Source organism: Bradyrhizobium tunisiense, assembly GCF_042263385.1.
In the GTDB taxonomy this organism is placed as follows: domain Bacteria; phylum Pseudomonadota; class Alphaproteobacteria; order Rhizobiales; family Xanthobacteraceae; genus Bradyrhizobium; species Bradyrhizobium tunisiense.
In genome coordinates, this window is record NZ_JBHLEV010000010.1 from 220,809 (window position 1) to 245,150 (window position 24,342).

The 24,342-nt window shown below is 64.9% G+C and carries 21 protein-coding genes and 1 tRNA gene; 9 read left to right on the forward strand and 13 right to left on the reverse strand.

The genetic code is table 11. From position 1 onward, the window contains the following. Positions 1–139: 139 nt before the first annotated feature. From ACFDR6_RS31825 to ACFDR6_RS31835, 3 genes are all read right to left on the reverse strand, one after another. Positions 140–1,027 (reverse strand): ABC transporter permease, encoded by an 888-nt coding sequence (locus ACFDR6_RS31825; RefSeq protein WP_375860761.1) that lies wholly within the window; start codon positions 1,025–1,027, stop codon positions 140–142. A gap of 19 nt (positions 1,028–1,046) precedes the next feature. Next, on the reverse strand, positions 1,047–1,988 hold the full coding sequence (locus ACFDR6_RS31830) for an ABC transporter permease (protein ID WP_212081422.1): 942 nt from the start codon (positions 1,986–1,988) through the stop codon (positions 1,047–1,049). Between the two features lie 234 nt (positions 1,989–2,222). Beyond that, positions 2,223–3,353 (reverse strand): M20/M25/M40 family metallo-hydrolase, encoded by a 1,131-nt coding sequence (locus ACFDR6_RS31835; RefSeq protein WP_317243483.1) that lies wholly within the window; start codon positions 3,351–3,353, stop codon positions 2,223–2,225. Positions 3,354–3,622: 269 nt separating this feature from the next. Here ACFDR6_RS31835 and ACFDR6_RS31840 point away from each other — a divergent pair, with 269 nt between their 5' ends. Next, the gene (locus ACFDR6_RS31840) at positions 3,623–5,230 is read left to right on the forward strand and encodes an ABC transporter substrate-binding protein (protein ID WP_212081420.1); all 1,608 of its coding nucleotides are present in this window, start codon (positions 3,623–3,625) and stop codon (positions 5,228–5,230) included. Between the two features lie 279 nt (positions 5,231–5,509). On the opposite strand, the gene ACFDR6_RS31845 is transcribed toward ACFDR6_RS31840, so the two are convergent. After that, positions 5,510–6,760 carry a multidrug effflux MFS transporter gene (locus ACFDR6_RS31845; protein WP_317243484.1) on the reverse strand — a complete coding sequence of 417 codons (1,251 nt, stop codon included), beginning with the start codon at positions 6,758–6,760 and terminating at the stop codon, positions 5,510–5,512. A 313-nt stretch (positions 6,761–7,073) separates the two neighbouring features. Between ACFDR6_RS31845 and ACFDR6_RS31850 the strand changes: the two genes are divergently transcribed. Beyond that, a complete protein-coding gene (locus ACFDR6_RS31850; protein WP_317243485.1) occupies positions 7,074–8,396 on the forward strand; it encodes a hypothetical protein in 1,323 nt (440 codons plus the stop codon). Continuing rightward, positions 8,393–9,718 (forward strand): hypothetical protein, encoded by a 1,326-nt coding sequence (locus ACFDR6_RS31855; RefSeq protein WP_375860762.1) that lies wholly within the window; start codon positions 8,393–8,395, stop codon positions 9,716–9,718. Before ACFDR6_RS31850 ends, ACFDR6_RS31855 begins: the two co-directional genes overlap by 4 nt. A gap of 2 nt (positions 9,719–9,720) precedes the next feature. On the opposite strand, the gene ACFDR6_RS31860 is transcribed toward ACFDR6_RS31855, so the two are convergent. Together ACFDR6_RS31860 and ACFDR6_RS31865 are read right to left on the reverse strand one after the other, a co-directional pair. Next, positions 9,721–11,226: a P-loop NTPase family protein gene (locus tag ACFDR6_RS31860; RefSeq protein ID WP_375860763.1), complete on the reverse strand. Its 1,506-nt coding sequence runs from the start codon at positions 11,224–11,226 to the stop codon at positions 9,721–9,723. 156 nt (positions 11,227–11,382) lie between these two features. Further along, a tRNA-Leu gene (locus ACFDR6_RS31865) sits at positions 11,383–11,471 on the reverse strand. 173 nt (positions 11,472–11,644) lie between these two features. Between ACFDR6_RS31865 and ACFDR6_RS31870 the strand changes: the two genes are divergently transcribed. Next, positions 11,645–12,067 carry a twin-arginine translocation pathway signal gene (locus ACFDR6_RS31870; RefSeq protein WP_317243488.1) on the forward strand — a complete coding sequence of 141 codons (423 nt, stop codon included), beginning with the start codon at positions 11,645–11,647 and terminating at the stop codon, positions 12,065–12,067. Between the two features lie 17 nt (positions 12,068–12,084). Here the strand turns inward: ACFDR6_RS31870 and ACFDR6_RS31875 are convergent, their stop codons facing one another. Together ACFDR6_RS31875 and ACFDR6_RS31880 are read right to left on the reverse strand one after the other, a co-directional pair. Beyond that, positions 12,085–13,287: an FAD-dependent monooxygenase gene (locus ACFDR6_RS31875; protein WP_375860764.1), complete on the reverse strand. Its 1,203-nt coding sequence runs from the start codon at positions 13,285–13,287 to the stop codon at positions 12,085–12,087. Between the two features lie 19 nt (positions 13,288–13,306). Continuing rightward, entirely contained in the window at positions 13,307–13,552 is a 246-nt protein-coding gene (locus ACFDR6_RS31880; protein WP_007602543.1) for a zinc-finger domain-containing protein, read from the reverse strand. Between the two features lie 305 nt (positions 13,553–13,857). Between ACFDR6_RS31880 and ACFDR6_RS31885 the strand changes: the two genes are divergently transcribed. After that, on the forward strand, positions 13,858–14,994 hold the full coding sequence (locus tag ACFDR6_RS31885; RefSeq protein WP_375860765.1) for a hypothetical protein: 1,137 nt from the start codon (positions 13,858–13,860) through the stop codon (positions 14,992–14,994). A gap of 125 nt (positions 14,995–15,119) precedes the next feature. Then, positions 15,120–15,875, forward strand: a complete 756-nt coding sequence (locus ACFDR6_RS31890; protein ID WP_212081412.1) for an alpha/beta fold hydrolase — start codon at positions 15,120–15,122, stop codon at positions 15,873–15,875. A 92-nt stretch (positions 15,876–15,967) separates the two neighbouring features. Here the strand turns inward: ACFDR6_RS31890 and ACFDR6_RS31895 are convergent, their stop codons facing one another. Beyond that, positions 15,968–16,903, reverse strand: coding sequence for a LysR family transcriptional regulator (locus ACFDR6_RS31895; protein ID WP_375860766.1), 936 nt, complete (start codon positions 16,901–16,903; stop codon positions 15,968–15,970). Positions 16,904–17,010: 107 nt separating this feature from the next. Between ACFDR6_RS31895 and ACFDR6_RS31900 the strand changes: the two genes are divergently transcribed. Then, on the forward strand, positions 17,011–17,424 hold the full coding sequence (locus ACFDR6_RS31900) for a hypothetical protein (RefSeq protein ID WP_375860767.1): 414 nt from the start codon (positions 17,011–17,013) through the stop codon (positions 17,422–17,424). Between the two features lie 121 nt (positions 17,425–17,545). Here the strand turns inward: ACFDR6_RS31900 and ACFDR6_RS31905 are convergent, their stop codons facing one another. Beyond that, positions 17,546–18,922, reverse strand: coding sequence for a hypothetical protein (locus ACFDR6_RS31905; protein ID WP_375860768.1), 1,377 nt, complete (start codon positions 18,920–18,922; stop codon positions 17,546–17,548). Between the two features lie 276 nt (positions 18,923–19,198). Between ACFDR6_RS31905 and cysE the strand changes: the two genes are divergently transcribed. After that, positions 19,199–20,023: a serine O-acetyltransferase gene (gene cysE / locus ACFDR6_RS31910; protein WP_212081408.1), complete on the forward strand. Its 825-nt coding sequence runs from the start codon at positions 19,199–19,201 to the stop codon at positions 20,021–20,023. A 132-nt stretch (positions 20,024–20,155) separates the two neighbouring features. Continuing rightward, complete coding sequence (locus tag ACFDR6_RS31915; protein ID WP_007602550.1) at positions 20,156–20,374, forward strand: DUF3126 family protein; 219 nt, start codon at positions 20,156–20,158, stop codon at positions 20,372–20,374. A gap of 38 nt (positions 20,375–20,412) precedes the next feature. Here ACFDR6_RS31915 and ACFDR6_RS31920 read toward each other — a convergent pair whose 3' ends face one another. Genes ACFDR6_RS31920 through ACFDR6_RS31930 form a run of 3 tightly spaced genes read right to left on the reverse strand, consistent with a single transcriptional unit; the run spans position 20,413 to position 24,217 of the window. Then, positions 20,413–21,741, reverse strand: a complete 1,329-nt coding sequence (locus ACFDR6_RS31920) for an FAD-dependent oxidoreductase (protein WP_375860769.1) — start codon at positions 21,739–21,741, stop codon at positions 20,413–20,415. Next, complete coding sequence (locus ACFDR6_RS31925; RefSeq protein ID WP_317243496.1) at positions 21,738–22,043, reverse strand: ferredoxin family protein; 306 nt, start codon at positions 22,041–22,043, stop codon at positions 21,738–21,740. The genes ACFDR6_RS31920 and ACFDR6_RS31925 overlap by 4 nt, the downstream gene beginning before the upstream one ends. 2 nt (positions 22,044–22,045) lie before the next feature. Further along, entirely contained in the window at positions 22,046–24,217 is a 2,172-nt protein-coding gene (locus ACFDR6_RS31930) for a molybdopterin-containing oxidoreductase family protein (protein WP_375860770.1), read from the reverse strand. Positions 24,218–24,342: the final 125 nt, after the last annotated feature.

Here is a 24,342-nt window from a genome sequence, read left to right on the forward strand (position 1 = left end):
GTCATCCCGGGGCGCGCGTTAGCGCGAACTACGGTGCGCAATTGCGCACCTGAGAATCCATCGGGCGTCAGTCCATGCGGTGGAATGGATTCCGGGCTCGCGCCAAGGGGCGCGCCCCGGAATGACAGTGCTGATCGCATCACTTTCCCTCCCGCTGCTTCATGCGGGGATCGAGTGCGTCGCGGGCGGCATCGCCGATCAGATTGATGCTGAGAATGGCGATCGAGAGCAGCAGGCCCGGGTAGAAGATCAGCGAGGGCTTGATCTGGAAGTACTGGCGGCCCTCGGCCATGATGTTGCCCCAGGTCGGCGTTTCCGGCGAGATGCCGGCGCCGAGGAAGGACAGGATGGCCTCGGTCAGGATCGCGGAGGCGCAGATGTAGGTGCCCTGGACGATCAGCGGCGCGACCGTATTCGGCATCAGGTGCCGCCACATGATCTTCGGCAGGCTGGAACCGACCGAGATCGCGGCTTCGACATAAGGCTCCTCCCGCGCCGACAGCACCACCGAGCGCACCAGGCGCGCCACGCGCGGGATTTCCGGAATGGTGATCGCGATCAGCACGGTCCAGAGGCTGGCACCGGACAGCGAGACCACGGCGATCGCGAGCAGGATGCTCGGCATCGCCATCAGACCGTCCATGACGCGCATCAGCACAGCATCGACCAGCTTGAAGAAGCCGGAGACGAGACCGATCGCGAGCCCGATGGCGATCGACAGGATCGCGGCGCCGATCCCGATCAGCAGTGAGATACGGCCGCCATAGATCACGCGCGACAACACGTCGCGGCCGTAGGCGTCGGTCCCGAGCAGGTACTGCGCCGAGGATGGCTTCAGCCGCTGCGATGGCGCGAGCTGGATCGGATCATACGGCGCGATCAGCGGTGCCAGGATCGAGATCAGCACGACCAGCCCGAGGCAGACCGTGGCCGTCGCGATGATCGGCGTCGAGGTGAGGAATCCGAAACGCGGCCGCAGCGGCGATGTGATCGGAATGGACGACTGGGGAAGGCTATCGACAGACATTCTTGTTGTTACCCTTGCCTCAGTACCGGATCCGGGGATCAAGCAGCGTATAGGCGACGTCGATCAGGAGATTGACGACGACGTAGATCAGCGATGTCAGCAGGATCATTGCCTGGATCACCGGATAGTCGCGCGCCAGCACCGCATCGACGGTGAGGCGGCCGATGCCGGGAATGTTGAACACGCTCTCGGTGACGACGACGCCGGAGATCAACAGCGCAAAGCCGGTGCCGATCACGGTGATGACGGGCACGGCGGCGTTGCGCAGCGCATGACGCATCATGACTGCGACCTCGTTGATGCCCTTCGCCCGCGCCGTGCGGACGTAATCTTCGCCGAGCACGTCGAGCATCGCCGCACGCGTCATGCGTGCGATCAGCGCAACATAGATGAAGGAGAGTGCGCAGGTCGGCAGGACGATACGCTCGAAGAACGGCCCGAAACCGTTGAAGATGCTGCGGAAGCCCTGCACCGGCACCCAGCGCAGCTCGATGGCGAATATCTGGATCAGCAGATAGCCGATCACGAACACCGGCACCGAGAAACCGAGCACCGACAAGCCCATGACGAAGCGATCGATCCAGGTGCCGTGTTTCCAGGCCGCGATCACGCCCAACGGTACCGCGACGATCACGGCGAGGACGATGGTGCACAGCGCGAGCGAGATCGACGGCTCGACGCGCTGGGCGATCATCTTCATGACGGGCAGGTTGGAGATCAGCGAGGTCCCGAGGTCGCCGTGCAGCAGCTTGTTCACCCAGGTGACGAACTGCACGATCAATGGCTCGTTGAGGCCGAGCGAGGCGCGGATGCGCTCCAGCCGTTCGGGCGTGGCGTTGTCGCCGGCCAGAATCGCGGCCGGGTCGCCGGGGGTGAGGCGGAGCAGAAGGAAAACGAACAGCGCGACGACGCCCATCACGGGCACGGCGGCGAAGATTCGGCGTAGGAGATATCCGAGCAAGTTGGATTCCGTCAGATTAGAGTCAAATTGCGGCAGTGATCAGGGTCCGTTCTGCCACCAGCCTAACATTTCAGCAATTCCCGTGCCATCCGGGCCACAGATTTTGCAGTGCGGCTAATCAGATGGGGCAGGCAAACCGGAAAGCGTGCCCGCCGTTCCTCCTTTTGGCGAATGGTGGGCACGGCGCAAGGGCGCCTTTGCCCACCCGCGGAACAGCTACGGAATAGCTGCCCGTCACTCCAGCGTCGCCAGCAGTCCGGCCATCAACCGGCCGCGCTCAACGAGACTCTCGATTTCGATGAACTCCTCGAGCGTGTGGCCGTTGCCGCCACGCACGCCCAGACCGTCGAGCGTCGGGATGCCCATCGCACCGGTGAAGTTGCCGTCGGAGCCGCCGCCGGAGCTCGCATGCGGCAGCTCAGTGCCGAGCGATTTGGCGATGCCGCGCGCCTTTTCATAGAGCGCCATCGTTCCGGCATCCGGCTCCCATACCGGACGCGTCACGCCGCGTGTCACCTTGAAGGTGACGTCGTTGGTCGTGCCCGACAGCGCCAGCATCCGCTCGACGCCGCGGTCGAGGTCGGCTTGCCGCTTGGCCATGGAGAGCGCTTCCCCGGTGGCGGTCGTGGCGACGCAATTGACCCATTGCCCGCCGTGCACGACGCCGACCGAGAAGGTGCAATCCTCCGTGGTCATCGCGTCGATCGCGAGAATCTGCCGCGCCATCTCGCGGATCGCGGAGCGTCCCGCCGACAACGTTGCGCCGGCGTGGCTCGGCCGTCCCGTCGCCTCGAGATTGAATCGTGCGATGGCGTAACGTCCGGTGGTGACGCCGTTGTCGGCACGGCCGGGCTCGGGCACCAGCACGTATTTGTTGCGCGCAGCCTCCGCCTCGATGATGTCGCGTGTCGAGGGCGTGCCGACTTCCTCGTCCGGCGTGAACAGCACGGTGATCGGCAAAGGCGTGGTGAAGGAGGCGCGCGCCAGCTGCCGGATGGCTTCCAGCGAGAGATAGTTGCCGCCCTTCATGTCGTAGATGCCGGGGCCGTAGCATTTGTTGCCCTCGCGCCGCCATTTCAGCTTCTCGATGGTGCCCACGGGATGGACGGTATCCATGTGGCCGGCGATCAGGATTCCGGGTTCGCCCTGTTTCGGATGCGGAAAGCGCGCGCGGATCACGCCGCCGAAGCCTTGCCGGCCGGCGATGCGCTCGATCGTCGCACCCATGATGGCCATATCCCGCGCTGCGATATCGAGCATGCGGTTCACGGCATCTGCATCCCAGGTCGGGCTCTCGCATTCCACCCAGCTCCGCAGGCCCTGTAGCATCGCCTCGGAATCGAAGGGAAGATTGGCTGGATTCATCTCAATGTCTCTCAAGCTTCGAAAGATGGAACGCGCATTGCATCGGCGCGGGCGGGACGAGCGGACAGAGTTGTAGAGCTAAACCGATCCTTGTGGAGCCCGTGCGCACGCCGCGAGGGCTTGCAGCGAAACCGGATTGACGCGCTCGGCACTGTCTGCAAGTCTCGAAAAGATAAAGGCATTGCATGAGGTTAGTTCGCCCAAAGAACGAACCGGATGCTCAACCAATAATCTGCCTTTGAACAGTTTCACGTCAGGAGAAACTTTCCATGCTCAACTTCTTGCGCCGGGGGCCTCGCGCGTTCGCCTCCAAACTCGCGCTGTCGGCAGTCGCGCTGTCCACGGCGATGGCCTCGCCGGTATTTGCCGCCGGCAAGACCCTCACCGCGGTGATGCATTCGGATTTGCGCATCATCGACCCGATTTTCACCACGGCCTACATCACGCGTGACCACGGCTACATGGTCTACGACACGCTGGTGGCCACCGATTCGAGCTTCAAGGTCCAGCCGCAGATGGCGGACTGGAAGATCTCCGACGACAAGCTCACCTATACCTTCACGCTGCGTGACGGTCTGAAGTGGCATGATGGTGCGCCCGTGACGGCGGAAGACTGCGTCGCATCGCTGAAGCGCTGGGCCGCGGTCGACGGCATGGGCCAGAAGCTCATGGACTTCACCGCGAGCATCGAGGCGACCGACGCCAAGACCATCACGCTGAAGCTGAAGGAGCCCTACGGCCTCGTCCTCGATTCCATCGGCAAGCCGTCCTCGCGCGTCGCCTTCATGATGCCGAAGCGCCTCGCGGAGACGCCGGCGGACAAGCAGATTCCCGAGCAGATCGGCTCCGGTCCCTTCAAGTTCGTGCAGGGCGAATTCCAGCCCGGCGTGAAGGCGGTCTACGTCAAGAACACCGATTACGTTCCGCGCAAGGAGCCGGCCAGCTGGACCTCCGGCGGCAAGGTGGTGAAGGTCGACCGCGTCGAGTGGCTCACCATGCCGGACTCGCAGACTGCGGTGAACGCACTGCAGTCGGGCGACATCGACTTCATGGAGAACCTGCCCTTCGACATGCTGCCGGTGCTGGAAGCGAACAAGGAGCTCAAGATCGAGGTCCTGAACAAGTTCGGCTTTCAGACGCTCGGCCGGATGAACTTCCTTCATCCGCCGTTCGACAACGTGAAGGTGCGGCGCGCTGCCTTGCTGGCGATCAACCAGAAGGACGTGCTCGACGCGCTGGTCGGCAATGCGAAGTACCAGAAGATCTGCGGCGCCTTCTTCGTGTGCGACACGCCGCTGGCGACCGAGATTGGCGCCGAGACTCTCGTCAAGGGCGGCGGCATGGCGGAAGCCAAGAAGGCGCTGGCCGAGTCCGGCTATGACGGCACGCCGATCGTGATCATGGCCCCCGGCGATGTCACGACGCTGAAGGCGCAGCCGATCGTCGCGGCCCAGCTGCTGCGCGAAGCCGGCTTCAAGGTCGACCTGCAGGCGACCGACTGGCAGACGGTCGTGAGCCGCCGTGCCAGCCAGAAGCCGCCGAAGGAAGGCGGCTGGAACATGTTCTTCACCAACTGGGTCGCGGCCGACGTGGCCAACCCGATCGCCAATCTCTCGATTGGCGGCCAGGGCAAGAAAGGCTGGTTCGGCTGGGCGGAGGACGCCAAGATCGAGCAGCTCAAGGACACCTTCGTCCGCGCGTCCTCGCCCGACGAGCAGAAGAAGATCGCGGCCGACATCCAGAAGCAAGCCTATGAGCAGGTGATCTACATTCCGCTGGGGCAGTATCTCATCGCGAGCGGTTGGCGCAAGTCGCTGAACGGCGTGCTCGACGGTCCCGCGACGCCGGTGTTCTGGAACGTCGACAAGACAGAGTAAGCCGGGACACCTAGTTCCAGCAAAGCGAACGGCGCCGCAGGTTCCTGCGGCGCCGTTTCGTTTGAATGATCCCTGACGCGAATTTGCCTTAGCAATGGCTGTCGCGCACCTGCTCAAGCCCTTCGCTTGCGAATGGCAGCCTTCTGTCCGGCCGCTCTTCGGCCTGCTGCAAAGTCGGCTGCTCGAGTTCCCTCGCGGGCTGATCCAGTGTGCTCTCTTGTTCCATCTCGGCATCCTCTCGATTGCTGCAGTACAACATCGAGAGGAGAGGGAAGTTCCTCAGGCGACGGGACGATGCTGCGGCCTGAACAGTCGTCCCTTCTCGACCACCAGCACGATCGCGAGCGCGGCGAGGGTGGACAGGAAGAAGCCGATCGAGAACGGCAGCAGCGTGCCGTCGAAGCTCTGTCCGATCGCCATGCCGACCACGATTCCGATCAGCGTCGTGATCGAGCCGTAGAGCGAGGAGGCGGTGCCGGCGATGTGGCCCTGCGGCTCCATGGCGAGCGCAGTGAAGTTCGCGACCATCATGCCGAACGAGAACATCATCAGGGCGGATAGCACCATGAACAAGGACAGCGGCAGCGCGCCGAGGCACTCCGTCAGCAGCATCACGGCGGCAACGGCCGTGTAGAGCGTCAGCGCCCCGTGCGAGATCACGCGCATGCCGAGCCGTCCGACCAGCCGCGCATTGAGGAAGCCGGCGATGGCCGTGCCGGCCGCAATCGCGGCGAAAGCGAGCGGGAAGTAATGGCCGAGGTGATAGATGCCGGTGAAGACCTGCTGGGCGCAGAAGACATAGGCGAAGAGAGCGCCGATGACGCTGCCGGCGGCGGTGGCATAGCCGATGGTCTGGCGGTTGGTCACGGTCTGCTGGAACGCCGAGAGCACGTCGGCGGGCGCCAGCGACCGGCGCCCTGACTCGGGAAGGGTCTCGGGCAGCCGCAGCACGCACCATGCGAGCGCGAGCAGGCCGTAGAGCATCAGCACCACGAAGATGCCGCGCCATGCCGTCACCAGCAGCACCGCCTGGCCGAACGAGGGCGCGATCACGGGCACCGCGATGAACACCATCATGGCGAGCGACATCACGCTCGCCATGCGCCGGCCGGCATAGCAGTCGCGCACGATCGAGGTCGCGATCACGCGCGTCGCCGCGGTGCCGAGCCCCTGAAGCGCGCGCGCCAGCAAGAGCGTCTCGAACGAGGGCGCCGCGACCGCCAGCACGCTCGCCACCGCATAGACCGCCATGCCGCCGAGCAGCACCGGCCGGCGGCCGAAGCGGTCCGACAGGGGACCCATGACGAACTGGCCGGCGCCGAAGCCGATCAGGAAGATCGAAAGCACCAGCTGGAGGTGGTTGGCGACCGGAATCTTGAAGGCGGTGCCGATGTTGGGCAGCGCCGGCAGCATCATATCCATCGCGAGCGGATTCAGCGCCATGATGGAGGCGATCACGATGACGAATTCTGGAAAACCCATGGGCCGGTGTCCCGTGGACACCCAGGAATCGGCGTTGACGTCGGACAAGAAGCTCACCTCTGAAATTACTCGGCTTTATCCATCGCCCATGCTGCGTTGCACAACCCATGTTTCGGGATGGCTGGCAGGCAGAGCAGGGCCGGACAAGAACTCGTGAGGAACCAGCCAACCGGACGGCCTGAACGCAGGTCTTGCGACGGGCCGGAAACCGCTGATTCACCATTCCTGCCTAAAGGTCGGCGCCGGACGAGGTGCTTCGATCCCGCGGGGATGAAACGGAAACGCATCATGTCCACTGTGGCGGCTGATCGATGAGGCGCCGTATTGGCGCCGGGAAGAAACAGGCCAAAGGTATCCGTTTGTGTCCGACGTGACCGATGCAGCACGATGGCTGGGAGCCTCGGCCGAGCCGGCTGCGGGGCGAAGGGCCTGGCTTGCCGGCCTGATCGCGCTGACGGCGCTGTTCGTGCTCGGCAATATCGCGAACTATGCCCGGCTCGATCTGAACTATGGCTGGGACCTTCACGTCAATTGCGCGGCGGTCGGTGCCCACGCCGCCGGGCTCGATCCTTATTTCGTCAAGAACCTGAAGGTCACTACGCTCTCCTATCCCTATTTGCCCGTGACGCTGGATGTCTTCCGCCCGTTCTGCACGGGTGGCTTTCTCGCCGGTCACTACATGAGCGTCTATTTCGTCCTCGCCGTGCTCTGCGGGCTGCTCTTGCCCGGTCTCGGCCGAACGCGCGCGCGCGATGTCGTTCTCAGGGTTCTGTGCGTGCTCGGCGCATTCGTCGGTTTCGAATGGGTGCACGTGTCCGGGAACTTCGCGATCCTGAGCGGCGTGCTGACCACGATCGCGTTGATGCTCCTGCTGCGTGCGCCGTCCGGCGGTGCGTCGGAGGACCTGAGCTTTGCCTTGCGCGTCGCCGGCGCCGCGCTGCTTGGCCTCGTGACGTCGTTCAAGCTGGTGTTCTTCCCCGTGCTGGCCGCGCTCTATTTGCTGCCGCTGCCGCGTGGTCGCAAGCTGGTGCTGATCGCGGCGGCGGCGTTCAGCTTCGCCGTGCCGATCCTGATATCGCGGATGTTGTATCCCGATCTGTTCGCGAGCTGGCTGCTTGCGATTGCGGGACAGATTCCCAACCAGCACTCGGTGAATCTCGTGGAGGTCAATCCGTCGCTGCTGCTGCTCGCGCAGAGCCTGATGGACCATGCCGGCATTGATGGCAGGCCGGCCGTGTTCGCGGCCTACGCGCTCGCAGCGCTCGCACTCGTGCTTGGGCCGTTCGCCTTGTCCGTTCTGCACGTGGCTGCGGGCCGGCCCGTGCGGGAAGCGGGACCGCGTCTGCTGCAGCTCGATCGCTGGCTGATGGATCATCCACGCGCGGCCATGCGCATCACCGTGCTTGCCATGTTCGCGCTCTATCTGTCCTCGCCGCGCCTCAAGGAATATGCCTTCTTCGAGCTCGCGCTCTATGCCGCGATTCTGGTCGTCGACCTGCCGGCCCGCGCGCTTGCCGCCGTTCTCGCCGTCGGTCTTCTCGTTCCCGCGCTGATCTCGCTTGCAGGGACCGCGTTCGAAGGCACTTTCATCCTCCTCCTCGTCGCGCTGATGTGTTTCTGGATCCTGCTGCAGGATTTTCGCGCGGAGCCGAAACGCCTGGAGATGAAGGGTGCGCAACCATGACCGACGTCGCCGCGTCCGCAGCAGGCGGAGAACGAGGGGCCGTTGCCGCTGATGAGCGGGGCAGCAACTGGATGACCCGCTTCATCCTGGCCTTGGCGCTGCTGGTCGCCACGCTCGTCGTGATCGATATGGGCATGGACGAAACGTTCGGCTGGGATGCGCGGGTGAACTGCGCAGCCGTCGAAGCGCATATCGGGGGGCTCGATCCCTATTTCGTCAAGAACCTGAAGGACACCAAGCTGTCCTATCCCTATCTTCCGGTGACCCTCGATGCCTTCCGGCCGGTCTGCGCCGGCGGTTTCCTCGTCGCGCACTACAAGCCGGTCTATCTCGTCCTCGCGTTGATCTGTGCGCTGCTGCTGCCCCGTCTCGGCAAGGCCCGGCCGGGCTTGAGGGACGTCGCGCTGCGGAGCCTGTTCGCGTTTGGTGGTTTTCTCGGCTTCGAATGGATCATCGCGACCGGGAATTTTGCGATCCTGAGCGGCCTGCTGACAGCCGCATCGCTTGCCTTGCTGCTGCGCCCTGCGCAGTCCGGGGGCGGCGGCACGAGTCTCGCCGCGCAGCTCTCCGGTGCGGCCCTGCTCGGACTTGTCACCTCGTTCAAGCTCGTGTTCTTCCCGGTTCTTGCCGCGCTCTATTTCCTGCCGCAGCCAAGAGGTCGCAAGCTTCTGCTGATCGCCGTCGCAGCCGGCATGTTCGTGCTGCCGATCCTGGCTTCGCTGCTGATCTATCCGGACCTGTCCAGAAGCTGGCTGAGCGCGATCTTCGGCCAGATCCCCGGACAGCATTCGCCGGGGAACGAGGTCAATCCGTCGCTGCTCTTCCTGGCGCAGACGGTTGCGGACCGCGTGGGGCTCGCCGGCAGCAAGCCGGTCGTTGCGGTGCTCTATGGTCTGATCGCGATCGCACTCGTGCTCGCGCCGCTCGCGATCTCGGTGTGGCGGACGGTCCGCGCAACGCGCCCGGCTCGCAAGGCTTCGCTGCTTCAGATGCTCGACGACTGGCTGATCGAACATCCCCAGGCCGCGATGCGCATCACCGTGCTCGCGATGTACGCGCTCTATCTCTGCGCGCCCAGACTGAAGGAGTACGCCTTCTTCGAGGTGGCGCTGTTCGCCGCCATTCTCGTCGTCGATCTGCCTGCGGCGCTGATGGCGGCCGTGCTGACGGTCGCGATCGCCATCCCGACCCTGGCGTCGGTCTCGGGCGTGTTCATGGACGGGTTCAGTCAGCTCACGATCGCGCTGATCTGTTTCTGGCTTCTGCTGCCGCGTGAACGTTCAGGCGGCGCGGTATCATGGAGCGGGCCCCGGCAGACCTGATCTTACCGGGGCGGGGCCTTTTGCCGGGTGTAGAGGCTGACATACGCGCCGGTATATTCCTCTTTCCAGCCTCTCTCGCTGACCAGGAAGTGCCGCAGCGGGTCATGTGCTCTGATCCAGAGCACGGCATCGATCCCATACTTGCTGATCACCCCGTCCCAGGTGGCCTCATCGATGTCCCACTGGATCAACTTGAGATAGTCGCGCAGCAGCTCGTCCGGGTAGGCGGTCGCCGCCCGGCCGTCGACGAAGACGGGCACTGACCCTTTTGTCCTGAAGATCAGGAGCCCGCCGATGTTCCAGTGGTTCAGCAGGCGCGCCTGCGAGCTGTGCGCCACGAGGTAACGGGCATCCTCCTCCGAGAGCATGTCGGGCAATGTCAGGGCCGGTCTCACCTGCACGAACGTGAAAGGCAGCAACAGGATGCCGACGATTCCGGCCGCCAGCATCGCGCGCTGGACCTCGGAGCCCGACAGCCGTTTCGGCAGCAGCCGGTCGATGTGAAGCGCCATCGGGACGCTCGAGAAGATGAAGAAGAACGCGGCGTATCTGAACTGATAGAGACCCAGAACCAGAAATAGCCACGCAAGCACGCGCGCCTCGGGCGACACGCGCGTGGAGTTTCGGTATCGCAGCTCCAGCGCAGCGAGGGTCAGCGCATAGGCGATGCCGGGAATGCTGCCCGGCAGCTCGATGTTGTGAAAGTACGATCGCCATTCGCTGATATCGGCCTGGACGAAATGACCCAGCGTCGCCCTCACGCCGTCATAGACGTGCCATCCCAGCGGATTGACGAAGATCGCGATCAGGCACCCGACGCCCGCAAGGCAGTAGTTCCGAAAGTTCGCCCAGTCCCGCCGCAGCAAAGCGAACCCACCGAAGACGCCGAGAATCGGGAAGGCGAGCATGAAGCCGCCATGCAGATTGACCCAGAGGATCATCATCGGGGGCAACAGGAACCATCCCCGCCGCTGCAGGCATTCCCCGTAGAACACCACCGCGAAGAGCATGGTCGCGATGTTCGGCGATGCCGCCAGATACATGTTGGGCGAGGCTTCGTAGCAGGGGTAGAGCAGGCACGCGGCGAACACCGCGATGCAAACCGCCAGGGGCGATGCGCCGCTGCTCAGGCCGCAGAAGGCGAGGTATCCTGCGATGACCGCGCCGCAGGCGACCACCATGAGGACGATCCCGGCAAAGCCGGCGTGCTGATACAGCGCGCTGGCCATCACGTCCCACAGCCAGGACAGATTGTACCATCGCTTGTCGCCGAGGGTGAATGCCCACGGATCCTGGAAGGGGACTTCGCCCCGCTGCCTGATCAGGTCTCCGGCGGCGAGGTGCCAGCCGAGATCATAATGGCCGAGCAGAAGCGGTCCGTTCGACAGGTAGAACACGCAGAGGAAGGCGATCAGGAAGATGTAGACCGCGGCCCCGTGCAGGTGACGTCCGGGCGCTGCTTGCCTTCCGTCAATCCCGGACCGGGACCAATCCTCGCGCGCGTCCATTGGAGCTCTCACCATCGAAGCCAATAGCTCCAGGCCCTGCATGTCCCTGGGTCTGCATCGACGGGGCAGACATGGTTCGATTTAGGGGAAGACGGACTAAAGCCGAGTAAAGGCCCGCGCCGGGCTTTCAACCGGTCTCGCCGCCGTCAAATCTCGTGGTGCGGGCAGCCGGGGTCGAACCGGCACAGCGCTTGCGCACCGAGGGATTTTAAGTCCCTTGCGTCTACCAATTCCGCCATGCCCGCTTGATCCAACGAGATCAAACACTTAAGTCCCTCTCCGGCCGTCTGGATTGGCGCTTTGCGTGTTCGGAGGGACGGTTCTTCCTTAAGCGAGCCGGGTCCACAAGGCAAAGCCTCAATCCGGACATCTGTTGTTGCTTTAGGCATTCTCAATTCACGGGGGCTATTCATCCGGCATGGTTGCTTCGTTTTCCTCTTCGCCGCGCGGCTTTGGCGCGGTCCTGGCGCTGCTTGCAGCCGGCGGCGCGCTGTCCGGCTGCGCCAGCATGAGCGAGACGGTCGCGCCGGCCTTTGCCGACCCCGCCAAGTACGAACTGTACGACTGCAAGCAGCTGGAGGGTGAGCGCAAGGCGCTCGCCAAGCGCACTGACGATCTGCGGGGGCTGATGGAGAAGGCCGAGACCGGGGCGGGCGGCGCCGTCGTGTCCGAGCTCGCCTATCGCAACGACTATATCGCGGTGCGCGGACAGGCCCAATTGGTCGAGGACGCCTGGCGCCGCAACAAGTGCCGTGAAACGCCGCCTGAGCTGACGCCCCCTGAGGCATCGCCCGCGGCCCCTGCCAAATCCGCATCGAAATCCGGGAAAGCGGCCCGCTGAATCCGGCTGCGCTTCGATCAGGGCCGCCAGCCGTAGATCCAGTCCTGCCGCGCCAGCATCCGGTCCGGTCCGAGCGTGCGGATCGCAAGATCGCGTGCGGCCGCAAGCGGCCCGCCGAGATGATAGATGCGGCCCTGCTGCCGCGCGGTCCGCTGCACCCGCCGCACCCGCGCCTGGCGCGCGCGTCCGTATTGCTTCAGCGCCGCACTGATGCCCGCGGTGCTCTCGGCGGTCTCGAGGCTCAAATGCCGGGCGAGCACCGCGGCATCCTCGATGGCCATGCCGGCGCCTTGTGCTGCGAACGGCAGCATAGCGTGCACGGCATCGCCGAGCAGCCCGATCGGGCCCTTGCTCCAGGGGCAGCCGTCGGGCACGCCGAACAGCGCCCATTTCCGCCAGTTGTCGACCGTGGCGAGCATCATGCGCGCCGATGGCGGCCAGCGCGGGCCGGCGAAGGCGTCCATCACCTCGCGGGGGTCGCCGGGCGTGCTCCAGCCCGGCGTGTTCCAGGTGCCCGGCAGCACCGCGACCACGTTGATCTGGCGTCCGCCGGCGATCGGATAGGCGACGAGATGGGCGTTCGGCCCCATCCAGAGCTGCACCCGGCGCGCGGTGTAGTCCTTTGGCAGCTGCGTGGCGTCCAGCGTGCCGCGCCAGGCGATCAGTCCGGAGAAACGCGGCTGCACCTCGGGAAACAGATGTTGGCGCACCGTCGACCAGATGCCGTCGGCGCCGATCAGCGCACTGGCGAGATCGCTGCGGCGGATCGTGCCGCTGCGATGGACCACCGTCAGTCCCTTGGCATGAGGCGCGACGTCCTCGAAGGTCGCGCCGAGCTTCAGGTCGATGTCGGGATGGTCGGAAACGGCGCCGGCCAGCGCGGATTGCAGGTCGGCACGGTGCACCACCCAATAGGGCGCGCCGGCGCGCGCCGATGCCGCTGCACCGAGCGGCATGCGAAGCAGCTCGCCGCCGGCCCGCGCGCTCATGATCGAGACAGCCTCCGGAGTGACGGCCCGCCCCTTGAGGCGCTCGGCGAGGCCGAGCTCGACCAGCACGCGGCTGGCATTGGGGGAGAGCTGCAGGCCGGCACCGACTTCCTCGAGCCGCTCGGCCTTTTCCAGCACGACGATGCGGAAGCCGCGGGCCGCGAGCGCAAGCGCAGCCGTCAGTCCACCGATGCCGGCACCGGCGATGACAATCGTTCGGGAGAGCGCCACCCCTGACCGATGGATGCGGTCAGGCCACCTTGTCCTTCAGCACGCATTCCGGCGGACGGGCTTCGCCCGCCTTCAGGTCGGCCGCGAAACGGTACAGCGTCGAGCAATAGGGGCAGATGATCTCGTTGTCGTTGCCGAGGTCGAGGAAGACGTGCGGATGGTCGAACGGAGGATTGGCGCCCACGCACATGAACTCTTGCGAGCCGATCTCGATGACGGGGACACCGGCATCGTTGTGGAAGTGCGGGACGACATGGTCGGACATCGTAACTCATCCTGGAGTGGCAATGGCGGCAGACACAATCACGAACTGACGCGGCATCTTTAAGGCGCCGCGGACCATACTGGCGGGTGCAGATGATTGCTAGTCCAGCGGAACCGAAAGCTCCGCAATTGCCCCATGCTCAATTGCTCATGCAAATTCGACACAATCTTGGGGCCTGAGAGAAGCCCTTCTTTCGTCGGGGACGTTGTGTCGCAATTTTGGCATACTATGTCTTCGGATGAGCGCATTTGCGACGAAAGACGAATCGTCAGGTCAACGATTTCAGGACTCTCCAGGTTTTCCGCATGAAATGGCTGCGAATCAGCACAGCGTTGGCCGGCGTCGCGGCATGCAGCTTCATGCTCGCACAGGTAGCGCCGCACGCCCGTGAAGCCGGCGCGATCCTCGCCGCCCAGGATGATCCGGCCGTGCTCTCCGAGCTGAAGCTCGACGCATTGCTGCGGCAGAACGAACAGCTGGTTCAGGACAGCATCGAGGCCGCGCTCGCCGCTGGCGATGCCGATCTCGCCGACAGTTTTGTCGCGCTCGCGCGTGACCGCAACATCGCGTTGCCGGATGACCTCCTGAGCCGCGTGAGCGATGCGGTCAAGGAACAGAATTCCACCTCGCAATTCGCTAAGCGTTTTGCCACCGGCCTCGTCACCGGAAATGCCGACGATGTCGCGAGCCTGTCCGGGACGGTGGCCGGCGATCTCTTCGTGTTCGGCGACATCAGGGACGTCGTCCGCGAGGGCAAGCACCTCGCCATGGGCGAGGACGTCGACCGCCTGGTGCTGGGCCTCGCCACAGCCGGCCTTGCGGTGACCGCGGCAACCTATGTGTCCGTCGGCGGCGCTGCGCCGGTGCGCGCCGGGCTGACGCTCGTGAAGGACGCGCGCAAGGTGGGACGGCTCGGCGAAGGACTCGCCGCGTGGGCCGGCCGCTCCGCGCGCGAGGTCGTGGACACGCCGATGCTTCAGAATGCGTTGGCCAAGGGTTCGGTGTTCCGTCCCGGAGAGACCGTGAGCGCGATCAAGGCTGCGTTCCGCGCCGAGAAGGCCGGCGCGCTGGTCCGGCTCGGCAAGGACGTCACGCGCGTCGCCGGGAAGACCGGCACGCGCGGCGCGATGGATACGTTGCGCATCGCCGAAGGTCCGAAGGACGTCGCGCGCGCGGTGCGGCTTGCGGACGTGCATGGCAGCAAGACGCGTGCGATCATGAAGCTGCTCGGCCGCGGCGCGCTGCTGCTTGCGACCGGCGCATTCAATCTGACGCTCTGGCTGTTCGGCGCAGCGCTGACGCTGTTCGGCCTGTTGTCCTCGATCAAGGCGACCACCGAGCGCCTGACCCAGGCCTGGTGCGATCGCAGGCGCGCGCGGCGGCTTCGCCGGGCGCAGATGGCCGCCGAATCCGCTCTCGCGGATACCGCCGTCAGGGCCTGAAGCCCGATCGTGACCGCGCATCAGGGCTATTGTTTGGGCATGATCTTGCCGAAAAACCGCTGCACTGTTTTGCGGATCGTGCTCTAAGATCGACCTATCCCCCTCAAGACCTCACGGAACTGATGATGCCGAGCTTTCACAACGGCGCCGTTGAAATTGCCTATCTCGATGAAGGCGAGGGCGATCCGATTATCCTGGTGCACGGCTTTGCCTCGAGCAAGAACGTGAACTGGGTCTATCCGACCTGGGTCTCGGAGCTGCGCAAGAACGGCCGCCGCGTCATCGCGCTCGACAATCGCGGCCACGGCGAAAGCGCAAAGCTCTACGATCCCGCGCAATATTCGATTCCGACCATGGCCGGCGACGTGCTCGCGCTGATGGATCACCTCGCCATCCCGCAGGCCGACATCATGGGCTATTCGATGGGAGGGCGGATGACGGCGTGGCTCGCGCTGAACGAGCCGCACCGCCTGCGCTCGGCGATCCTCGGCGGCATCGGCATCGGCGGCCTGATCGAGGGCACCGGGCCCGGTGAGAACGTGGCGAAGGCGCTGGAGGCTCCTTCGCTGGACGACGTCACCGATCCCATGGGCCGCACCTTTCGCGCTTTTGCGGACCAGACCCGCTCCGACCATCGCGCACTCGCCGCCTGCCTGCGCGGCACGCGCGACGTCATGACGAGACAGCAGGCTGCGCGCATCGAGGTGCCGGTGCTGATCGCGGTCGGCACCACTGACGACGTCGCGGGCTCCGCGAGCGCGCTCGGCGCGATCATTCCAGGTTCGGAAGTGCTCGACATTCCGAACCGCGACCACATGCGGGCCGTCGGCGACAAGGTCTACAAGACCGGCGTGCTCGACTTCCTCTCCCGCCGCGGCTGAGTTGGCAAAGAGTCAAGAGGGGTCTTCGCCTGCTAATTCTTAGGACCCGGAGCTCGGGTTCTGTCGCCCAGATTTCGGTGACAGCCAATGCCTCACCCCGCCTTGTCGCTGAACGCGGCGGGAAGCGTGGTGAGGAACGACATGACGCGCTGTGTGCGCAGGGGCGGGCGGCGGCCGGAGGCGCGCAGCATCCACAGGGGTTCCCCAGGCGCGCGCCAGGGCGCCAGCACCTCGACCAGCCGGCCGCTGCGAAGGTCTTCGTTGACGACCCACGCCGGGCCCCAGCCGATTCCGAACCCGTTCGTGATCAAAGCGAGCGAAGCGTGCGCGTCGTCGCAAATGTGCTTGGGCTTGGGCGTGACGCGAATGGGTGCTTTGCCGCGCGGGTCGGCGAAGCGCCAGGTCAGGATTTGCCCGTTCGCGGGATTGCGGAAGCCGACATGGTCGTGCGCGGACAGCTCGTAGGGAGTCGCCGGCGCGCCGCGCGCTTTCAGATAGGCAGGCGAGGCGCAGGCGATCCAGGAGAACGTGCAAAGCCGCCGCGCCTGATGGCCCGGCGCGCGGTCGAGCGGCCCTGAGCGGATCGCGACGTCGACGCCTTCCGCCGCGAGATCGAGAATCTCGTTGCGGAATTTGACCTCGATCTCGATCTCCGGGCGTTCCCGCAGGAACGCGGGCAGTCGCGGCAGGATGCAGGCGCGCGCGAACGAGGCGGGGGCGGTCACGCGCACCCGTCCGCCGTCGCCGCGCGCGACGTCGCCGAGCGCGGATTGGACACGGGCGAGACTTTCGACCAACGCGCGCCCCGCCGTCATCAGCCTGTCGCCTTCGTCGGTCAGCGCCAACGAATGCGTGGAGCGATGCAACAGCCGCAACCCATGAGCCTTTTCGAAACGGGCGACCGCTTTGGACATCGCCGAAGTGGTCGTCCCCGCCCGACGCGCGGCTTCGGCGAAGGAGCCCGCCTCGACGACGCGGACGAAGGCGAGGAGACGGGAGAGATCGGGAGGCAAGGCTGTTGTGGACATGCAGTCCACATAGTCATGGCTACGCCGTCACTACAAGGGCCGTTTCCGGACAGCTAAATCGGGAGCGTCAGCGCGCATTCTGCGGCGCTGGAAACGCGGGAAGTCCCATGAATCTCATCGAAATCACCCTGCAAGCCCTCGACGCCGCCGAGCGGGCTATCCCACCCGGACAGCCGATCTACATGCTCAATCTGCTGCGCTATCGCGCGCAGGCGCATTACGAGGAAGGATTCGACGCCGCGCCTTGCTCGGGCCGCGAAGCCTTTAATGAACGCTACAGGCCGGCATTCCGCCGTCTTGCGGTGGGCAAGCCGCTCGTGCGGATGTTTTCCGTCCCGGTCCTTGCGAGCCTCGTCGGCTCGCCAGGCGAGCGCTGGGACGAAGCGGCGATCAATGAATACGGCGATTTCGCCACCTTCCGTTCCATCGTCGACTCCGAGACTTACCAGCGCGAAGTCGCCCCGCATCGGCACGCGGCGCTCGAAGATTTCCGGCTGATCGCGCTCGCCAAGGCGGCGTGAAGAATTGCGAAATTGCGGTGACGGTGCAGAATGCCTGTCCTGGCCAGAGCTGTCAGATGTGGGGATTGTTGCACTTTCACCGTCATTTCAGACCCGCTCCGCCGGCGTGCTGGATTTTCCTTCACGACGGGGCTGAGGTCTCGTGCGCGGGGTGGTCGTCGCCGATCGAGCGCCCCAGCGCCATCAGCACCACGAACGTCGCGACCCACACCATCCGCGCGCCGTAGCGGTCGTGCGGACCGGAGATCACGGCGCAGATGAAGGCGTTGCCGAGCAGGGCCAGCGTCACGGTCGCCGCCAGCAATGTCAGGTCGTCCAGCCGGCGCCTCGCGAGAGCGTTGCCGAGCAGCACGACCAGCGCCAGCATCGAGGCCAGCGCCACCGGCACGTGCACCCAGTTGATCGCGGTGAAGTCGAGCTGCCAATTCTGCTGCCGCGCCGCGCGCATCGGCGCGGCCTGCGCGGGGATGTAGCGCTCGATGATGCCACGGGTGTGCGGGATCCAGCCATTGGTGCCTTCGCCGGTCGCGACGTGCAGCAATTGCTGGCCCATCGCCCGCAGCGCCGCGCCGGCCTGCCAGGCAGGATAGTCCTTGAGCGACTGCACGACGATGTAGCCCATCTCCTCGTTCATGCCTTCGAAACGGCCGAGCGTGTTGAACATGCTCTTGCCCCACAAAAATTCGTCGGCGCTCGCCGGCAGCTCGTTGCGATAGGGGCAGAGCTTGTAGCGTTCGCGCGGGCAACGGTCGTTGAGATATTGTGCGACGATGCCGTCCTGCATCATGCGGCCGAAGGCGACGCCGTAACCGCCGGGGGTCCAGGCCAGCTTGCCGGACAACGCATAATTCGCCGACACCAGCATCACCCCGCCCACGGCGATGGTGAGGCTCGCCTGCGCCAATCCCGCCAGCGGAAGGCGCTCCTTCAGAAACGGCCGCGCCATCCAGCCCGCTGCGCAAAGACCGAGCAGCACGCCGAGCGTGGCGCTATGCGTCGCCGCGGCAAAGGCGGTGAAGACGAACAGCGCGATCTTTTCGAGCGTCGATGTCCGTCGCCCGCCGATGACCAGCAGGAACAGCGACAGGATCGAGAGCCCGGCGAAGATGTCGGTGAGCAGCATGCTGGCGAGCCAGGGCAGCGCGGTCGTCAGGACCAGGCAGAGGCTGATTGCGACGAAGCGGGAGGTCTGCATCAATCCCAGCACGCGCAAGGCGAGCTGCAGCAGCCACAGCGTCGCCAGCGATTGGAGGGCGAGGTTGATCCAGAAACCAAAGCTCTCGCCATAGTGCAGATAGAGGCCGAAGACCGTGGAGCGGCTGGGGACGAGATAGCCCTCGTACCAGCGCGCCAGATAGCCGCCGGTATCCCATTGCAACAGCGGATAGCCGTTCCAGAAAGCCGGCGCGATCATCAGCAGGGGCAGGGCGATTGCCGCCAGACGCAGCCAAAACGTACCCGCGGCGCGCGCGCGCAATTGATCGGTGGTGATGCTCAAATCCGCTCTCGTCCTCACGTCCGACCCTGCCCGCAATAACGGTCGGCAGAGAATTCACCAATAGTTTGACGCCGCCCCGCTTGAATTTGGCAAGACTCTGACCATTTTGAGCCGACTTGCCGCTTCGGGGGCTCAGAAGAAATCTTTGTTTTTCAAAGCCTTGGCGTGCTTTCGTGAGGCAAGGTGCTGTTCACTCTCAGGCAAGCCGGTCAGGACTTTGTCGCCTAGACTGTGCTATAGAGTCGATAAAACGTGCCCATTCGAAAGAGCAATTCCATGGCAGTGCATCAGGTCAATCCGGGAGCAAAGCTCGCATCGCTCGATCCGATCTGGGACCGGATCCGCGGCGAAGCGGAGGACATCGTCCATCGCGAGCCCGAGCTTGCGACCTTCATCTATTCGACGGTGCTGCATCACAGCCGCCTGGAAGACGCGGTGGTCCACCGTGTCGCCGACCGGCTCGATCATTCCGCAATGTCGGGCGACCTGGTGCGCCAGACCTATGACGAGGCGCTGCGCGACGATCCCGATCTCGGCAACGCCTTCCGCGCCGATCTCGTCGCCGTCTACGACCGCGATCCCGCGACCTCGCGCTTCATCGATCCCTTGCTCTACTTCAAGGGCTTTCACGCCATCCAGACCCATCGCCTGGCGCACTGGCTCTATCTGAAGGGCCGCAAGGATTTCGCGTATTATCTCCAGAGCCGCGCCTCCGCGGTGTTCCAGACCGACATCAATCCCGCCGCGCGCATCGGCCGCGGCATCTTCCTCGACCACGCCACCGGCTTCGTCTGCGGCGAGACCGCCATCATCGAGGACGATGTCTCGATCCTGCATGGCGTCACGCTCGGTGGCACCGGCAAGGAGAACGAGGACCGCCATCCGAAGATCCGCCACGGCGTCCTGATCGGCGCCGGCGCAAAGATCCTCGGCAACATCGAGATCGGTCATTGCGCGCGCATCGCGGCCGGCTCGGTCGTGGTCAAGCCCGTGCCGCACAACGTCACGGTCGCGGGCGTGCCCGCCAAGATCGTCGGCGAGGCCGGCTGCGCCGAGCCCTCGCGCACCATGGACCAGATGATCAACGCCATGGGACTCTGAGGCGGCTTTGACGTTGAAGAAGGGCCGGATTCTCCGGCCCTTTCGATCCCAAAATTCTTTGGCAATTCATGCTGGCGGTTCGTCGCGTCTCGTCCTAAAACCCGCCGACCATTTTTCGATCGGAGACTTGCCGTGGACGTCAAAGAAGTCAGAAAGCTCGACGCATATCTGAAGCGCGTATTCGGCAATCCCAAGATCCGCGTCGTGCCGCGGCCGAAGAAGGACGATTCCGCCGAGGTCTATATCGGCGAGGAGTTCATCGGCGTGCTGTTCGTCGACGACGAGGACGACGATCGCTCGTTCCAGTTCCAGATGGCGATCCTCGAGGACGATCTCGTCGATCAGGAATAGACGCGAAGCGCCGCTGCGGCGTCGTGGCCCCCATCGGGTCACGCGCCCACCGCCGCGATCATGTCGGGAACCGTGACGAACTTCTCCCGTGGCTTGCCGAGCGCGGCTCCCCTGCGTTTCTCGGCCGTATCGATCGCCATCCAGTCAGGGTAGCTCACGACGCGTGCCACCCGGCCGGCGATTCGTGCAAGCAGTGCGTCGGGCGTATCCGAACGCGTCCGCCGATGGGCGAAGTCGGTCAGGACGGCCTCGGCCGTCGCCATCCCGCAGCCGCGATTGGTACCAATCGTGCCGTTCGGCCCGCGCTTGCTCCACCCGCAGACATAGAGCCCCTCGATCACCGAAAGACCCTTCGTAACGCGCCCATCGATGTTCGCATGGACGCCGCGCTGTGCGTCATAGGGAACGCCCGCGAGTGGCGTCGTCCTGCGGCCAACGCTGCCGAACGAGAGGCCGCACGCGATCTCCTCGACAACGCCCGACCGGTTCCTGAGCGCGACCGTCTCGACCCGGCCGCGTCCCTCGATTGCGACGGGTGAGAGGCCAAATCGAAACAGACAGCGCCGTGGCCTCGTTGCAGTCTGCCGCGAGAACGCGCGCAGCAACGACAGTTTCTCAGCGAGCTCCGGATCTCCGGAAATCTGCGGCTCGAATTCGTTCGGACCGATCCCGCGGTTGTCGACCAGCGTGTCGCATGCGCTCAATTCGAGGAAATCGCGCAATTCCTTGGCGGTGAATTTCGCCTGCGCCGGCCCGCCGCGGCCGATGATGACGATCTGGCGAATCCGGCTCTCCGCCAGAACTTCGAGCGCATGGCGCGCGATATCGGTCTGGCTCAACTCGTCGGCGGATTTGGCGAGAATGCGTGCGACGTCGAGAGCCACGTTGCCATGGCCGATGACCACCGCCGCCTCGTGATCGAGATCGAATTTGAGATCGGCGAAGTCGGGGTGGCCGTTGTACCACGCGACGAAATCGCCGGCGCTGTGGCTCCCTGGCAGCGTCTCGCCGGGAATGTCCAGAGGCCGGCTGAGATCTGCGCCGGTCGCGAGCACGACTGCGTCATAGGCCTCGCGGAGCTCGTCGACCGTGACGTCGTCTCCAATCGTGACGCCGCCGACGAAACGAAAACCAGGCGTCCTCGCGATCCTGTCGAAGGCGATCGTGACCTGCTTGAGCTTTGGATGGTCGGGAGCTACGCCGAACCGCACCAGCCCGTAGGGCACCGGCAGCCGCTCGAACATGTCGACGGCCACAGGCGCCCCGGAGCGCAGCAGCGCTTCGGCGGCGTAGAAGCCGCTCGGCCCGCTGCCGACGACAGCGACGCGGAACATGCCGGCATCGACCTCCGACGCCAGGTCCGTCATCGGCCCAGCGCCAATCTGCGCTCGTCTGCGCCCGGCAGGGGCGCCAGACGTGCGCTCAACACGGGAGTTTCGGCCGCGCGTTTGCGATTGACGTCGATCCAGAATTTCTTGTCCGCAGCCAGACGATAGTCGGGCTCGATCGCGCCGACAGGGCAGGCCGGCGCGCAGCCACCGCAGTCGATGCAGTTTTCCGGGTCGATATAGGTCATGGCGTCGTCGACGTGGAAACACTCCACCGGGCAGACGGTGACGCATTCCGTGTATCGGCAGCCGCGGCAATTGTCGGTGACCACGTAAGTCATCGTCAGGCTCCGCTGGCTTGGGCGCCACTGACCTGGACGCTACTGAGCTGGGTGCCAGCGACCTGGACGAGGATGTCGGAGAAGGTCGGCGCGCGACCGAGGTCGGCGAAGGCCGGTGGCGTCAGCGCGTGGACGGTCGCTCCCTTGCGGTTCGATCGTTGCCAGTAGCCGGACGGCGCCACCACGACGCCCGGCATGATGTCGGGGGAGACGGTCGCGAATGCCTCGAACGAGCCGCGATCGTTGAACACGCGGATGGGGGCGCCTGCGATGATGCCGCGTTGTGCCGCATCGTCGGGGTTGAGGAGCACCGCCTGTTCCTCGCCGGCCTGTGCGGTTTGCGCGGGCAGGTTGCCGTAGTTCGAATTCAGGAAGGCGTGGCTCTTCGGCGAAATCAGGCTGAGCGGATAGTGGGTTGCCAGCGCGGGCGCCGAGCGCGGGTTCTCGTTCGGCCGGATGTAGTGAGGCAGGGGATCGACCGGCGCGCCGTCCTGGTCGCCATTGTAGCCCTGGCGGAACAGCGGCACCACGAAGTTGCCTCCGGCGGCGATCGTCGACTTGAACTCGCACTTGCCGGAGGCGGTCGGAAAGTTGCCCTCGCGGTGCGGTGCCCAGTCCGCCGGTGCGGGCATGTTGAGGCGCACATAGCCCTTGGCCTTGACGTCCTCGAGCGAGATGCCATCGAGCACCGGGCTGCTCCAGTCGAGCGATGCGGCGATGATCTCCTCGTCGGACCTGAAGAAGGTTGGGTCCGTGATGCCCATCGCGCGCGCGAGGCGGCGGAACAGCTCCGTGTTCGGCACGGCTTCGCCGAGCGGCTCGATCGCCTGGTTGTTGTAGGAGAGGTAGAGGTGTCCCCACGAAAACAGGATGTCCTTCTGCTCGAGCTGCGTGGTCGCTGGCAGAACGATGTCGGCATATCTGGCGGTGTCGGTCAGGAAGTGCTCGCTGACGACCGTGAAGAGATCCTCGCGTTCCAGGCCCTTTTCGAGCTTGCCCTGTTCGGTCACCATCGCCATCGGATTGGCGTTGTAGACGAACAGCGCCTTGATCGGCGGATCGAAGCCGAGCTCGCCCGTCAGTGCCGCGCCGAGGCGCCAGGAGTTGAGCACACGCATTTTTTCCGGCTGGAGATCTGGACGCATCAGCACGTCCCATTTGACGGGGAATGCCCAGATCGGAAGCTGGAGCAGGCCGCCGCCGACATGCTTCCATGCGCCGATCAGGCCGGGAAGACAGGCGATCGCGCGCACGGTCTGGCCTCCGCCGGCATGCCGCTCGACCGCGACGCCGATGCGCACGACGGCCGGAGGTGTCGTGGCATATTCCCGCGCCAGCCTGACGATATCGTCGACGGGAATGCCGGTTTCCTCGGAGGCAAATTCGGGTGTGTAGATCGACGCCCGCTCGGCCAGCTCGTCATACCCGACGGTGTGCTTGTCGACGTAATCGCGGTCGACCAGGTTCTCCTTGATGATGACGTGGATCATGGCGAGCGCGAGCGCTGCGTCGGTGCCGGGACGGATCGGAATGTGCCAGTCGGCGAGGCGCGCGGTGCGGGTGCGGACGGGATCGATCACCACGAGCTTGGCACCGGCCTTCTTTGCCTGCTCTATGAACGGCCAGTGATGCGAGTTCGTGCTCAGCGTATTGCAGGCCCACAGGATGATGTATTTCGAGTGCACGAAGCTCTCGGGGTCGACGCCGGGGGTATGCCCGATCGTCATCATGTAGGCGGTGCATGAAGCGGAATCGCAGAACGTGCGTTCGAGCACCGTTGCGCCGAGTTTGTTGAAGAGGGGATCTCCGACGTTCAGCCCGTTGATGATGCCCTGGGTGCCCAGATAGCTGTAGGGCAGGATCGCCTGCGCGCCGTGCTCGGCGATGGTGGACGTCCATCGCGATGCGATGGTTTCGATGGCCTCGTCCCAGGAGATCCGCTGGAACTGTCCGGCGCCCTTCGGGCCGACCCGTTTCAGCGGATGGAGGACGCGCTTGTCGCTGTAGACGCGCTCCTCGTAGTTGTTGACCTTGACGCAGAGCCGTCCGCGCGTGAACGGATGATCGGGGTTGCCGCGCACGGCAATCGCCTTGCCATCCTCGACCGTGGTCAGGATGGAGCAGGTGTCCGGGCAATCGTGGGGGCACGCGCCTATTACCGTGGTTCGGGCCATGGATCTCTCCGCCTCCTGATTCAAGACGGCGCCGAGCATGCGGTGCCCGGGCACGACCTGGCTTTTCCAAACGTGCGGTGTTGTTGTCCGGGACTGCTCTCGGCCCGTGGACGGCTGGTCGGATC

Coding starts and splice junctions, on each gene's coding strand:
- cysE (WP_212081408.1), top strand. CDS start 19,199: ATGGCAGTGCATCAGGTCAATCCGGGAGCAAAGCTCGCATCGCTCGAT.
- ACFDR6_RS31870 (WP_317243488.1), top strand. CDS start 11,645: ATGGTTGCTTCGTTTTCCTCTTCGCCGCGCGGCTTTGGCGCGGTCCTG.
- ACFDR6_RS31930 (WP_375860770.1), bottom strand. CDS start 24,217: ATGGCCCGAACCACGGTAATAGGCGCGTGCCCCCACGATTGCCCGGAC.
- ACFDR6_RS31825 (WP_375860761.1), bottom strand. CDS start 1,027: ATGTCTGTCGATAGCCTTCCCCAGTCGTCCATTCCGATCACATCGCCG.
- ACFDR6_RS31920 (WP_375860769.1), bottom strand. CDS start 21,741: ATGACGGACCTGGCGTCGGAGGTCGATGCCGGCATGTTCCGCGTCGCT.
- ACFDR6_RS31900 (WP_375860767.1), top strand. CDS start 17,011: ATGAATCTCATCGAAATCACCCTGCAAGCCCTCGACGCCGCCGAGCGG.
- ACFDR6_RS31835 (WP_317243483.1), bottom strand. CDS start 3,353: ATGAATCCAGCCAATCTTCCCTTCGATTCCGAGGCGATGCTACAGGGC.
- ACFDR6_RS31860 (WP_375860763.1), bottom strand. CDS start 11,226: ATGGACGCGCGCGAGGATTGGTCCCGGTCCGGGATTGACGGAAGGCAA.
- ACFDR6_RS31890 (WP_212081412.1), top strand. CDS start 15,120: ATGCCGAGCTTTCACAACGGCGCCGTTGAAATTGCCTATCTCGATGAA.
- ACFDR6_RS31880 (WP_007602543.1), bottom strand. CDS start 13,552: ATGTCCGACCATGTCGTCCCGCACTTCCACAACGATGCCGGTGTCCCC.
- ACFDR6_RS31840 (WP_212081420.1), top strand. CDS start 3,623: ATGCTCAACTTCTTGCGCCGGGGGCCTCGCGCGTTCGCCTCCAAACTC.
- ACFDR6_RS31895 (WP_375860766.1), bottom strand. CDS start 16,903: ATGTCCACAACAGCCTTGCCTCCCGATCTCTCCCGTCTCCTCGCCTTC.
- ACFDR6_RS31885 (WP_375860765.1), top strand. CDS start 13,858: ATGAAATGGCTGCGAATCAGCACAGCGTTGGCCGGCGTCGCGGCATGC.
- ACFDR6_RS31855 (WP_375860762.1), top strand. CDS start 8,393: ATGACCGACGTCGCCGCGTCCGCAGCAGGCGGAGAACGAGGGGCCGTT.
- ACFDR6_RS31925 (WP_317243496.1), bottom strand. CDS start 22,043: ATGACTTACGTGGTCACCGACAATTGCCGCGGCTGCCGATACACGGAA.